Source organism: Bosea sp. F3-2 (assembly GCF_008253865.1).
Lineage (GTDB): Bacteria > Pseudomonadota > Alphaproteobacteria > Rhizobiales > Beijerinckiaceae > Allobosea.
The window spans coordinates 3,110,774-3,123,713 of the sequence record NZ_CP042331.1; the positions used below are offsets into that span (position 1 = coordinate 3,110,774).

General features: G+C 67.6%; 11 protein-coding genes. 5 read left to right on the forward strand and 6 right to left on the reverse strand.

Going from position 1 to position 12,940, the window contains the following annotated elements; genetic code table 11:
* On the forward strand, positions 1–1,023 hold the full coding sequence (gene cheB, locus FQV39_RS14440; RefSeq protein WP_149130929.1) for a chemotaxis response regulator protein-glutamate methylesterase: 1,023 nt from the start codon (positions 1–3) through the stop codon (positions 1,021–1,023).
* Positions 1,024–1,033: 10 nt separating this feature from the next.
* Positions 1,034–2,062, forward strand: a complete 1,029-nt coding sequence (locus FQV39_RS14445; RefSeq protein WP_149130930.1) for a response regulator — start codon at positions 1,034–1,036, stop codon at positions 2,060–2,062.
* 40 nt (positions 2,063–2,102) lie between these two features.
* Here the strand turns inward: FQV39_RS14445 and FQV39_RS14450 are convergent, their stop codons facing one another.
* Complete coding sequence (locus FQV39_RS14450; protein WP_149130931.1) at positions 2,103–2,807, reverse strand: SDR family oxidoreductase; 705 nt, start codon at positions 2,805–2,807, stop codon at positions 2,103–2,105.
* A gap of 129 nt (positions 2,808–2,936) precedes the next feature.
* Here FQV39_RS14450 and FQV39_RS14455 point away from each other — a divergent pair, with 129 nt between their 5' ends.
* Positions 2,937–3,821 (forward strand): LysR substrate-binding domain-containing protein, encoded by an 885-nt coding sequence (locus FQV39_RS14455; protein WP_187640289.1) that lies wholly within the window; start codon positions 2,937–2,939, stop codon positions 3,819–3,821.
* 110 nt (positions 3,822–3,931) lie between these two features.
* The gene (locus FQV39_RS14460) at positions 3,932–5,095 is read left to right on the forward strand and encodes a M20 aminoacylase family protein (protein ID WP_149130932.1); all 1,164 of its coding nucleotides are present in this window, start codon (positions 3,932–3,934) and stop codon (positions 5,093–5,095) included.
* A gap of 7 nt (positions 5,096–5,102) precedes the next feature.
* Here the strand turns inward: FQV39_RS14460 and FQV39_RS14465 are convergent, their stop codons facing one another.
* Positions 5,103–5,741 carry a Vgb family protein gene (locus tag FQV39_RS14465; RefSeq protein WP_149130933.1) on the reverse strand — a complete coding sequence of 213 codons (639 nt, stop codon included), beginning with the start codon at positions 5,739–5,741 and terminating at the stop codon, positions 5,103–5,105.
* A 34-nt stretch (positions 5,742–5,775) separates the two neighbouring features.
* Positions 5,776–6,996, reverse strand: coding sequence for a helix-turn-helix domain-containing protein (locus tag FQV39_RS14470; protein WP_149130934.1), 1,221 nt, complete (start codon positions 6,994–6,996; stop codon positions 5,776–5,778).
* Positions 6,997–7,105: 109 nt separating this feature from the next.
* Here FQV39_RS14470 and FQV39_RS14475 point away from each other — a divergent pair, with 109 nt between their 5' ends.
* The gene (locus FQV39_RS14475) at positions 7,106–7,885 is read left to right on the forward strand and encodes a DUF899 domain-containing protein (RefSeq protein WP_149130935.1); all 780 of its coding nucleotides are present in this window, start codon (positions 7,106–7,108) and stop codon (positions 7,883–7,885) included.
* Between the two features lie 21 nt (positions 7,886–7,906).
* On the opposite strand, the gene FQV39_RS14480 is transcribed toward FQV39_RS14475, so the two are convergent.
* From FQV39_RS14480 to FQV39_RS14490, 3 genes are all read right to left on the reverse strand, one after another.
* Positions 7,907–10,390, reverse strand: a complete 2,484-nt coding sequence (locus FQV39_RS14480) for a DNA translocase FtsK (protein WP_248313370.1) — start codon at positions 10,388–10,390, stop codon at positions 7,907–7,909.
* A 193-nt stretch (positions 10,391–10,583) separates the two neighbouring features.
* Positions 10,584–10,733, reverse strand: coding sequence for a cbb3-type cytochrome oxidase assembly protein CcoS (gene ccoS / locus FQV39_RS14485; protein ID WP_149130936.1), 150 nt, complete (start codon positions 10,731–10,733; stop codon positions 10,584–10,586).
* The gene (locus tag FQV39_RS14490) at positions 10,730–12,940 is read right to left on the reverse strand and encodes a heavy metal translocating P-type ATPase (RefSeq protein ID WP_149130937.1); all 2,211 of its coding nucleotides are present in this window, start codon (positions 12,938–12,940) and stop codon (positions 10,730–10,732) included. Before FQV39_RS14490 ends, ccoS begins: the two co-directional genes overlap by 4 nt.

The window sequence follows — 12,940 nt, forward strand, 5'->3', positions numbered from 1 at the left end:
ATGAGAGTCGGTCTGGTCAACGATCTGCCGATGGCCGTCGAAGTCCTGCGGCGGATCGTGACCTCGACCGCTGAGCACAGGATCGCCTGGATTGCGATGGACGGCTCGGAAGCCGTGGAGGCCACCCGGCGCGACCGGCCCGATCTCATCCTGATGGACCTGAACATGCCGGTCATGGACGGCGTCGAGGCCACCCGGCGGATCATGGCCGAGACCCCCTGCCCGATCCTGCTCGTGACGGCCAGCGTGGATGCCAATGTCTCAGGCGTCTACGACGCGATGGGCTATGGCGCGCTCGACGCCGTCGATATCCCCGTCATCGGTGCAAATGGTGCCGCCTCCACCCAAGGCGGCGCGCTGCTGGCGCGCATGTCGGCCGTCGCCCGCCTCGCCAGCGACATGCCGCGAACGGTGCGCAAATCCCGTCCGCCGGCTCCCCGCAGCGCCTCGACGCAGGAGCTCGTCGCCATCGGAGCCTCTGCCGGCGGCCCCGCCGCCGTAGCCACCCTGCTCACGGGGCTGCCGCGGGGCTTTTCGGCGGCCATCGTCCTCGTCCAGCATCTCGACGCGCAGTTCGTGCCGGGATTCGCAAGTTGGCTCGAACAGCAAAGCGGGATCGCAGCGCGCCCGGCCCGAGAAGGCGACCGGCCCGTGTCGGGCAGCGTGCTGATCGCGGCAAGCGGCGACCATCTGGTCTTCACCTCGGCGGACGAGCTCGGCTACCGGGCGGAACCGCGCGACTATGCCTATCGCCCCTCGGTCGATGCCTTCTTCGAGAGCGTCGCCCGGCAATGGCGCGGCAACACGGTCGGGGTGCTGCTCACCGGCATGGGGCGGGACGGCGCGCGCGGATTGAAACTCCTGCGCGACAAGCACCATTTGACAATCGCGCAGGATCAGGCGACCAGCGCCGTCTACGGCATGCCCAAGGCAGCCGCGGCCATCGGCGCCGCCACCGAAATTCTGCCCCTGACCGCGATCGCGCCGCGCCTCGCCGAGGTCTGTGGCCAGCCGGCTCTCTAGAAGGCTCACCATGGCAGGCGAACCCACCACCTCCTCCCCCGATGCGCCGCTCCCCGCCGATAATTATCTGGCGATGGTGCTGCTCGTGGACGATCAGGTCATGGTCTGCGAGGCGGTCCGGCGGGCGCTGACGCATCATGGCGACGTGGACTTCCACTATTGCACCGACCCGCTCGAAGCGATCGAAGTCGCCCAGCGCGTCAAGCCGACCGTCATCCTGCAGGATCTGGTGATGCCCGGCGTGGACGGACTCGATCTGGTGCGGCGCTACCGCAAGCACCCTGCGCTGCACAACGTGCCGGTCATCGTGCTCTCGACCAAGGAAGATCCGGCAATCAAGAGCGAAGCCTTCCAGGCCGGTGCCAACGACTATCTGGTGAAGCTGCCGGACAAGATCGAGCTGATCGCGCGCGTCCGCTATCACACCCGGGCCTATCTCGATCACCTCCAGCGCGACGAGGCCTACCGAGCGCTGCGCGAGAGCCAGCGCGAACTCATGCGCGCCAATCTCGAGCTTGAGCGCCTGACACGAATCGACGGGCTGACCGGGCTCGGCAACCGCCGCTATTTCGACGAGTATCTCGCGGCGGAGTGGAAGCGCGGCGTTCGGACCGGCGGTCCGCTCTCGGTGCTGATGATCGATGTCGATCACTTCAAGCGCTACAACGACGCCTATGGCCATCTCGCCGGCGACGACGTGCTGAAGCAGGTGGCGGGCGTGATCCAGAACGGGGCCTTCCGCGCGACCGATCTCGCCGCCCGCTTCGGCGGCGAGGAGTTCGTCATGATCCTGACCGATGTGTCGCCCGAAGGCGCCGCCAATGTGGCGGAGCGTGTGGTCCAGGGCGTGCGCGACCTGAACATCCCCCATGGCGCAGGGCGCGTGACGATCAGCGTCGGCGTGGCGACCGCCTGGCCCAGCAGCGAAGCCGGCCCAGGCGGCCTCGTCAACGCGGCCGATCTCGCCCTGTTCCGCGCGAAGAACAGCGGGCGGGACCGCGCGGTGTTCCCGGAGGCGACGCCAGCGGAGGGCGGCTAGATCGCGTTAGTCCAGGTATCGGATTGGCGGAAACTTCGTCTCAGACAGACCGGGTGAGACCGCCGTCGACGCGGAGATTCTGGCCGGTGATGTAGGCTGCGTCCGGCGAGACCAGGAAGGCGATGGTGCCGGCGATCTCGGCGCTCGTCCCATAGCGCTTCATCGGCACGCCCTGGCGCCGCTCCTCCGTCGCCGGCAAGCTGTCGATCCAGCCCGGCAGCACGTTGTTCATGCGGATGTTGTCGGCCGCATAGGTGTCGACGAAGATCTTGGTGAAGGATGCGAGCCCCGCGCGGAACACGGCCGAGGTCGGGAACATCGCGCTCGGCTCGAAAGCCCAGGCCGTCGAGATGTTGACGATGGCGCCGGATTTCTGCGCCTGCATGATCGGCGCCACCAGGCGCACCGGGCGGATGACGTTCAGCAGATAGGTCTCCATGCCTCGGTGCCAATCCTCGTCGGTGATGTCGAGGATGGGCGCGCGCGGCCCGTGGCCGGCGCTGTTGACGAGCGCGTCGATGCGGCCCCAGCGCTCCATTGCGAGATCGACGAGCCGGCGCAGATCGTCGTTCGACTGGTTGGAGCCGGTCACGCCGATTCCGCCGAGTTCCTGCGCCAGCGCCTCGCCCTTGCCGGACGAGGAGAGGATGCCGACCCGGAAGCCATCCGCCGCCAGGCGTTTCGCCGCGGCAGCGCCCATGCCGCTGCCGCCTGCGGTGACGAGAGCTACTTTTTCTGTCGCCATGCTTGTCTCCATCGTCGTTGCGCAGCACTATCAAGCGGCGCATTCCAAGAGCTGGGCGACTTTCCTATCACTCCGACCCCGGCCTGACGAACCAGTTCCATTCGCGGCGGCCTGTAGAAAAACTATCGCATGACCGGCCGCATCCATCGCCTGCCCTCACTCAACGGCCTGCGCGTCTTCGAGGTCGCCTCGCGCCATCTCAACTTCCGCCTGGCTGCCGAGGAATTGGGCGTGACTCAAGGAGCGGTCGCCCAGCAGATCCGCCAACTCGAGGCGGAACTCGGCCTCAAGCTCTTCGAGCGGCTGCCGCGGGCGCTGGCACCGACAGAAGCAGGGCGCAGCTATGTCGTCTCCGTGCGGCGCGCGCTCGAACTGATCGCCGACGCGACCGAGGGCCTGAAGCCGGCGCCGCTGCATCTGACCATCAGCGTGACGCCAAGCTTCGCCTCGCGCTGGCTCATCCCGCGCCTGCCGGATTTCACCGCCGCCCATCCCGGCATCGACCTGCGCATCGTCGCGACCGACCGGCTCTCCGATTTCCGGACGGATGCGGTCGATCTGGCCATCCGGCTCGGGCGGCCGCCCTTCGGAGCGGGGCTTAACGCCGAACTGCTCTATGAGCAGAGGATCATTGCCGTCGGCAGCCCGCTCCTGCTGGAGAAGCTCGGCGATCCGGCAGAGCCGAGCATCTTCGCACGCTACCCGTTGCTGCATGACGGCCATGATTTCTGGCCGGCCTTTCTGGAGGCCATCTTTTCCGGCTCGGCACCGAAATCCGCCCAGAACATCCGCTTCAACCAGACGGCGCTCGCGCTGGACGCCGCCATCGCCGGCCAGGGCCTGGCGCTGACGAGCCGCTTCCTCGTCGATGACGATATCGCGCGCGGACGGCTGGTCCCTCTCTTCGGCGCCGAGCTGCCGATCGAGGCCGGCTTCTACATCCTGTCGCCGCGCCGGCGTCGGCACCCGGAGCCGGTCGCAGCCGTGCGCAGCTGGTTGATCGAGGCCGCCTGAGCGCGCTGACGGCAAGCGCAACAAACTTGCATCCCACATGCCGGATTGCAGCGCCTCTTTCGCGCAGCCTGCCCTAACCATATGGCCGATGGACCAGCGAGGCCGCGACCATGCCCGAACTCGATCTTGATGCACTCCAGTCCGAGATGACGTCATGGCGGCGGCATCTGCATGCCCATCCCGAATTCGGCTTCGAGGAGGTGGGGACGGCCTCCTTCGTCGCCGCGAAGCTCCGCGAGTTCGGGCTCGACGAGGTGGTGGAGGGCGTCGGCGGCTCCGGCGTCGTCGGCACATTGAAGCGCGGCAGCGGCAACCGCGCGATCGCGCTACGTGCCGACATGGATGCGCTGCGCATCACCGAGCAGGGCGAACGCCCCTATCGCTCACAAACACCCGGCGTGATGCATGCCTGCGGCCATGACGGGCACACGACAATGCTGCTCGGCGCAGCCAAGCTGCTCGCGACTGAGGGCGGCTTCGACGGCACGGTGCGTTTCCTGTTCCAACCGGCAGAGGAATGGGGCAAGGGCGCGCTCGCCATGCTCGCCGACGGCCTGATGGAACGCTTTCCCTTCGACGAGATCCACGGCCTGCACAACATGCCGGGCCTCGCCGTCGGACAGTTCCAGACCCGCGTCGGCCCGTTCATGTCGGCGGAGGACAATTTCGAGATCGTGCTGAAGGGCGTGGGCGGCCATGCTGCAAGGCCGCATTCCGGCAACGAGGTGCTGGTCGCGGCCTGCGCGCTGGTCACCAGCCTCCAGACCATCGTCTCGCGGCGTTTGAGCCCTGCGGACATCGCCGTGGTCTCGGTCACGGAACTGCTGACTGACGGCACCCGCAACGTCCTGCCCGGAACCGCGCGCATCCTCGGCGACGCCCGCAGTTTCCGCCCCGAGGTCAGTGCCGAGATCGAGCGGCAGATGGGGATCATCGCGCAGGGCACGGCGCAGAGCTACAATCTCAGCGCCGAGCTGCACTACACCCGCGAATTCGTGCCGCTGGTGAACGATGAGACCATGGTGCAGGAGGCCTTCGCCGCGGCGCGCACGGTGTTCGGCGATGGCAACGTCTCCATCGCGCGCGAGCCGATGACCGGATCGGAGGACTTCGCCCGCTTCCTCGATCAGGTGCCGGGCTGCTTCGCCTATGTCGGGAACGGCGAGGATTCCGCGCCGCTGCACAATCCCCGTTACGATTTCGACGATCGCGGGCTGATCCATGGGGCGCGCTATCATGCCGCCATCGCGCGCCGCAGGCTCGCTCCCGGCTAAGGAGGTCTCAGTTCCGCTTCGGCCGGCGGATGGCACGAACCGTGCCCTTCCCCGCAGCGCCACAGAAGAAGAGGTCTTTGCCGTTCGATTCCATGCCCGACACGCCCTCGCCCGCCGGCATGACGAGGCTGTCCAACACCTCGCCCGTCGCGGGGTCGATCCGGCGCAGCTCGCTCTCCTCGCCTTCCCAGGTTCCGTGCCAGAGCTCGCCATCGACCCAGGTCACGCCGGTGACGAAACGGTTGGATTCGATGGTGCGCAGTGTTTTGCCGGTCTCCGGGTCGATCTGGTGGATCTTGCGCTCCCGGTACTCACCGACCCAGAGCGCGCCCTCGGCCCAGGCCAGGCCGGAATCGCCGCCGCCGCCGGGCGCGGGGATGGTCGACAGCACGGCGCCTGTGCGAGGGTCGATCTTCTGGATGCGGTCCTCGGCGATCTGGAACAGGTGACGGCCATCGAAGGCCGTGCCGGCATGTGCGGGCACGTCGAGTGCGCGCTCCACCTTCCCGCTGTCCGGATCGAGGGCGTTCAACCGATCGCCCGATGCGAACCAGACGCGCTCGCCATCGAAGCTCACGCCATGGACCTTGTCGACGCCCGGAAACGGGCCGTATTCGCGGATGATCTCTGCCTTGGATGCCGTCATGGTTCTGCTCCGAGAGGATGGTGACGACGCCACCCTAGGCGTCGCGCCAGGGAGCCGTGAGTAACAAGCTCGTCGCGAAACCGGGGATCGTCGGCATCGTCCAGCGCCGCGCCCGGCCTTGCCCGTAAAATTGCACCTTGCCGGCCGTTGCCAGCTCTTCGAGCGCGCGCTGGACATTGCGCTGGCTGGCCCCGAGCGCAAGTGCGAGCGCCGAGCTCGACCAGCTCTCGCCATCGGCGAGAAAGGCAAGCACCGCCGCGTGCTTCTCCTCGACAGGGCGCGCCAACACGACCACTTCGGCAGCATGGCGCGGCACCATCGCGAAGCCGTCCCGCGTGGCAGAAAATCTTGCAACCGGACGCAATGCTGCGCGCAACCGCCCGATCTCGACGCGCAGGCGGGCGCGATGCGATTCATCGGTGAATTTCGACCCGAACGCCCGTGCGATCAGCACCTCCCGCGACGCATCGGCGGGCCAGGCCTGAGCGAGCGCTCGCGCCAGGGCAAAGAGCACCGGGCGGGTCGCCAGGGATACCGATGCCTGCAGGTCGCGCACGACGAAACGGCACGCATCGACGATCAGGGCGGGCGAGGATTGCAACGCTTCGACATTGCTGAGGAGCAGGCTGCGCTCCTCTCCATTTGCGATCAGCCGTGCCGCCGGCGCGTGCAGGGTAGAAAATGCCCCCTCCACCTCGGCCAGCAGTGCCGGGATGCCGCCTCTGCGTGCCGCTTCGCGCGCGGTAGCCAGGGCCTCTTGAGCTGCGCCAGCGCGCAGCCTGCGCAAGGCGATGCTTGCGGTCGCGAGCCCGTGTACGGCCTGGAGCGCCGATGGCAGCAGCGCGGGCTCCATCGCCGCCAACGCCTGCTCAGCCGCGTCGAGCCGGCCGATCAGCACCAGTCGGCGAATATCGAGATAGTGCGCATGCGCGGCATTGATCCGGTCGCCATGGGCTTCGAGCGTCGCAGCAGCAGCAGCGAGCCGGCGCGGCGGCCAGCCCAGATCGCGCGACGCCAGGGCGATCTCGGCTTCGGCGACCACACAGCGAGCCCGTGCGACGACCTCCTTCGTTCCAAAGCCGCGCGCCGCCCGGCGCAACAGGAGCTTGGCCCGCGGAAAATCGCCGAGCTGCGCCATCGCGATGCCGCGCAGGGCCAGCGCAGGCGGGTCTTCGCGCAGGGCGACGCGGTTCAGGGCGCCCAATGGATCGCCCGAGGCGAGCGCTCGGCCGGCGGCAGTGATCAGCGAGTCCATGCGAATCCCGCCAAACTTGTCACTCCCTTCCCGCGTTGTCTCCGCAGTAGCACCGATCAGCGCGCCGCAGCGAGCGGCGCGAGACATCCGGCAACAGGAGCGAAGCACGATGACGACACATCGTATCGGAACGCGCGCGGAATGGCTGGCGGCACGGATCGCGCTGCTTGAGGCCGAGAAGGAATATACGCGTCAGGGCGACGCGCTGGCGCAGCGGCGCCAGTCCTTGCCCTGGGTGCGCATCGACGAGGATTACCGCTTCGACACCGAGGACGGCGCGGCGTCGCTAGCCGACCTCTTCCGTGGGCGCTCGCAGCTTCTCGTCTACCACTTCATGTTCGGCCCGGACTATGAGGCGGGCTGCCCGTCCTGCTCGGCGATCGCGGACGGGTTCAACGGCTGCGCCACCCATCTCGCCCATCACGACGTGATGCTCTGGGCGGTGTCGCGGGCGCCGCTCGCCAAGCTCCTCGCCTTCCGCGAGCGGATGGGCTGGAGCTTCCCCTGGGCCTCATCGAGCGACAGCGACTTCAATTTCGACTTCAATGTCTCCTTCACGGAGGAGCAGGAGCGCACCACGGGAATCGACTACAACTTCCGGCACAAGCCGAAATTCGAATGGCGCTCCGGCGGAAACGCGGTCGAGCGTGCCTTCGCGGAGATGGCCGGCACCGATGTCCCGACCTATCACCGCGAACGCCCCGGTATGAGCGCCTTCATCCGCGAGGATGGCGCGATCTATCACACCTATTCCACCTATTCGCGCGGCGTGGACGGCATCTGGGCGATGTATGCCTGGCTCGACCGCGCCCCGAAGGGGCGCCACGAGGCCGGCGGCCCCTGGTGGCGCCATCACGACCGCTACGAGAGCGGACGGAACGCATCGTAGACGTGGATCGACGCCTTTCGATCAATCCTCATCGTCACGCGGCGGGCGGGCGCCATCGACGAGGATCTCGCGCTTGCCTGCGTGGTTGGCGGGTCCGACGATGCCCTCGTTCTCCATGCGCTCCATGATCGAGGCGGCGCGGTTGTAGCCGATCTGGAGGCGGCGCTGGATGTAGGAGGTCGAGGCCTTCTTGTCGCGCAGGACGACGGCGACGGCCTGCTCATAGGGGTCGTCGCTCTCGGCCGAACCCATGCCGGTCTTGTCGAAGACGGCGCCGTCCTCGTCCTCGCCGGCTTCCTCCTCCTCGGAGGTGACGGCGTCGAGGTACTGCGGCCGGCCCTGCGTCTTGAGATGCGCGACGACCTTCTCGACCTCGGCATCCGAGACGAAGGGGCCGTGCACGCGGGTGATGCGCCCGCCACCGGCCATGTAGAGCATGTCGCCCTGGCCGAGCAATTGCTCGGCGCCCATCTCGCCGAGGATCGTGCGACTATCGATCTTGCTGGTGACCTGGAAGGAGATCCGGGTCGGGAAATTCGCTTTGATCGTGCCGGTGATAACGTCGACCGACGGGCGCTGCGTCGCCAGGACGACATGGATGCCGGCGGCGCGGGCCATCTGGGCGAGGCGCTGGATCGTGCCCTCGATCTCCTTGCCGGCGACCATCATCAGGTCGGCCATCTCGTCGACGATGACGACGATATAGGGCAGAGGCTCGAGGTCCATGACCTCCTCCTCATAGATCGCCTCGCCGGAATGCTTGTCGAAGCCGGTCTGGACCGTGCGGGTGATGATCTCGCCGGCGGCCTTGGCCTCGCCGACCCGGGCGTTGAAGCCGTCGATGTTGCGCACCGAGAGCTTCGACATCTTCTTGTAGCGCTCCTCCATCTCGCGCACCGCCCATTTCAGGGCGACGACCGCCTTCTTCGGGTCGGTGACGACGGGGGTGAGCAGATGCGGGATGCCGTCATAGACCGAGAGCTCGAGCATCTTGGGGTCGACCATGATCAGGCGGCATTCCTCCGGTTTCAGCCGGTAGAGGATCGACAGGATCATGGTGTTGATGGCGACCGACTTGCCCGAGCCGGTGGTGCCGGCGACGAGCAGATGCGGCATGCGGGCGAGATCGGCGATCACCGGCTCGCCGCCGATGGTCTTGCCGAGGCACAAAGCGAGCTTGTGCTTGGTCGCCTCGAAATCCTGGCTGGCGAGCAATTCGCGCAGGAAGACGGTCTCGCGCTTGCTGTTGGGCAGTTCGATGCCGATGGCGTTCTTGCCCTGCACCACCGCCACACGGGCCGAGACCGCGCTCATCGAGCGCGCGATGTCGTCGGCAAGAGAAATCACGCGAGAGCTTTTGATGCCGGGGGCGGGTTCGAGTTCATAGAGCGTTACGACGGGACCAGGGCAGGCCTGGACGATCTCGCCCCTGATATTGAAGTCTTCCAGAACACCTTCGAGGAGGCCCGCATTCTGCTGCAACACCTCGATCGGCATCGCCTCGCTCTGCGTCAGCGGCGGCTCGGCCAGGAACTCGATCGGCGGAAGCTGGAAGCCGGCATCGTGCACCACCACCGGAGATGGGTCGATGAGACGAAGCTTGGCCTTGAAGGGGGCGGCCTTGGCGGGTTGGACCGCAACAGGCTCTGACGCAACAGGCTCTGACTCGGGTTCGACCGCAGGCCGCGTGCTGCGCGCCACCGGTACGCCGGGTTTCGTGGCGGTCGCGGGTTCGACCGGGGCCGGAACTTCGTTCTCGACCGGGCGCACTTCAGCCGCCGGCGCGTTCCAGGACGGCGCCGAGATCTGGAAGCTCACCTGATAGCTTTGACCCCAGCCCAGACCCGACCAGGCAGGCACACTGACCGGAACCGAAACCGCGAGCGGCGTAGCCTCAGGCCGCTTGGCCTCGGGTTGTGCGTGCGCCTTCTCGGCCTGTGGCGGCTCTTCGAAAATAGTGGCGGCTGGAGCTGCTGTGGTGTCAGCGGTCCAGGTTGCAGGCGGCGCAACAGTCTCGAACGAGAACTCCGCATCGTCCCGCTCGGCTTCGGGGACGCATTCCCAGAAGGCGTGATCGGAAATGAAGGCGAGCGGTGTCGTGGCCTCCTCGGCTTCGCTCGGCGACTCCGGCCAGACGACCTCGTCCACGACCTCGAAAGGCTCGTCGATGATCGGAGACACGGCTTCGTCCAGCTCGGCATCGCGCGCAGCGGGCGGCTCCGCGAGCGCGGTCTCTTCGCTCTCCGGAGCGCCCCAGACCTTCTTGATGAGATGGTCCGGCGTGCGCCAGAAGCGGACGCGGTTGGCGCTTGCGGCCGGCTCGGCCGGAGGCGCGGCAACGGCGACGGCCTTGGTTTCCACAGCGGCGGGGACCGCCTGTTCGCGTTCCGCCTGCGCCGCCTTGCGCAGCTTGTCGGGCGTGCGGCTGAAACGGACGTTCTCGGGCCAGACGAAAGGCTTCTCCTGCGGCTCCGCCGCAGGGCGACGGACGGCCCGCTGCGGCACCGGAGCCTGAAAGGATTCGTCGGTTTGATCGGGACGATGAGCCTCGGAAACGATGACGTTCGCGCGGCGATGACGGTCAAGTTTATGCATGGGCTTGGGCGAACACGATAACTCGTTAACCAGTCACCCAGTGCTAGCCCGGCAGGGTTAAGGCCCCATGAATCGCAGCGGTTGTTAACAGGCGAGACAGAGCTCAGTCGCGCGTGTCGTCATCCTGCAGGACACGCCAGGCCGCCCCCTCCAGATCGGCGAATTGCCCGCTGCGCATGCACCAGAAAAAGGCGCCGAGCCCGATCAGCCCGAGCCCCAGAGCGAGAGGAAACAGGATCACGATAATGTTCATGCCTCTAACTCCGCGGCCCTGCGGCTGCGTACGCGCAGGGCGTTGAGCGTCACCCCCAGCGACGAGCCCGACATGGCGGCAGCAGCCACCAGCGGTGTCGCCAGCCCCGCAATCGCGATCGGCACCGCCACCGCGTTATAGAGCACGGCGAACCACAGGTTCTGCAGCATCAGCCCGCGCGCCTTGCGGGCGATCTCGATCGCTGCAGATACCGGGGCGAGGCTGTCGCCGAGGAAGACGACATCCGCCGCAGCTTGCGCGAGATGGGTGGCGCTGACCGGCGAAATCGAGACATGGGCGCCCGCCAGCGCCGGTGCATCGTTGAGGCCATCGCCGACCATCAGCACCTTGCGGCCATTCGCCGCCATGCTGTCGAGCAGGTTGAGCTTGTCGCTCGGCAGGAGGCCGGCACGAACATGCTCGATGCCGAGCGCAGCCGCAATCGGCGCGACCGCTTCCGGCCGGTCGCCGGAGAGAATCGCGATCTCCAGCCCCGCCGCGCGCAGGGCGTCGATCGTCTCGCGCGCTTCCGGACGCAGGCTCTGCCCGAACGCGAGCACGGTGCGATAAGTGCCGCGGCGATAGGCGATGAGCGAGGCGCCAGGATACTGCGCCTGCACCGGAGCGGCTTCTGCTTCCGCGCCGCAGAAGTCGATGCTGCCGAGCCGCTGCTCGCCGCCGCCCCCGCCGGCCGACAAGCCCTGCCCGCGCTCCTCGCGGACATCGGCTCTTGCGGACGGGCCACCGAGCGCACGCGCCAAGGCCTGCGCCAGCGGGTGGTTGCTCGCCGCCGCCAGCGCACCGATCTCGGCCCGGCGTTCCGATAGCAGCGCCTCGGGATTGAGGATGTCCGGCTCGGGCAGCGTCAGAGTCCCGGTCTTGTCGAAGACGGCGATATCGGCCTCGGCGAGACGCTCCAGCGCGTCGCCCTCCTTCAGCATGATCTTGCGCTTGAACAGGGCGGAGGCTGCGACGACCTGCACTGCAGGAATCGCGAGGCCAAGTGCGCAGGGGCAGGTGATGATCAGCACGGTGACGGCGATCATCAGCGCCTCCGGCCAGGCGAGCCCCCAGGCGAGCCAGCCGAGGAAGGTCGCGGCCGCCAGGGTGTGGACGACCGGCGCATAAAGCCGCGCGGCCCGATCTGACAGGCGGACATAGCGCGAGCGGCTGCCGACGGCCTGGCTCATCAGCCGATCGATCTCGTCGAGCAGCGTGCCTTGGCCTGCCGCCTCGACGCGCACCGTCAGCGCGCCGGTGAGGTTGAGCGTGCCGGCATGGACGCGCTCGCCATGACTAATCGCAACGGGAGCGGTCTCGCCGGTGACGAGGCTCTGGTCGAGTTCGGAACGGCCGGTCTCGACGATGCCGTCGACCGAGACGCGTTCGCCCGGCCGCACGAGGACGCGGTCGCCCGGCGCGATCGCCGCGATCGGCGTGATCGTCCAGCTTCCATCATCGGCAAGCCGCGTCGCGGTCTCGGCCTTGAGGGCTGCGAGGTTGCCGGCGAGGTCGCGGGTCCGCCGCCGCATCAGCTGATCGAGATAGCGCCCGATCAGCAGGAAGAAGAGCAGCATCACCACGCCGTCGAAATAAGCGTGGCGGCCATGGGTCCAGGTTTCGGCAACCGACATGGCGAGCGCCAGCACGACGCCGATGGTGATCGGCACGTCCATGTTGACGGCGCCGGCCCTCAGCGCTCGGAGCGCGCTCTCGAAGAAGGGGCGGCCGGCATAGGCCGCCGTCGGCAAGGCGATGAGTGCCGAGAGCCAGTGGAAGAAGTCCCGTGTCGTCGGGTCGATGTCGCCGCTGTTGCCGGACCAGACGGAAACCGAGAGCAGCATGATGTTCATAGAGGCGAAGCCGGCGACGCCGACGCGGCGCAGCAGGCTGCGCTCCTCGGCGACCGCGCCGTCCTCCTGACGCTCCGGCACAAAGGGATAGGCCTTGAAGCCGAGCGCCTCGAGCTTGTCGACGACCGCTTCCGGCCGCAGTAGCGCCTCGCGCCATTCGACCGAAACGCGCTTCAGCGCGAGGTTGACGCGGGCGCCGAGAATGCCGGGCTCGCGACCGAGCCCGCTTTCGATCGCCTGCATGCAACCGGCGCAACGGATGCCGTCGACCGCGAGCTCCATGCTGGCGACGCCACCATCGCGATGGCGCACGAACACCGAAAGATCCCGGACCGAGAGATCCTGCGCGGCCAT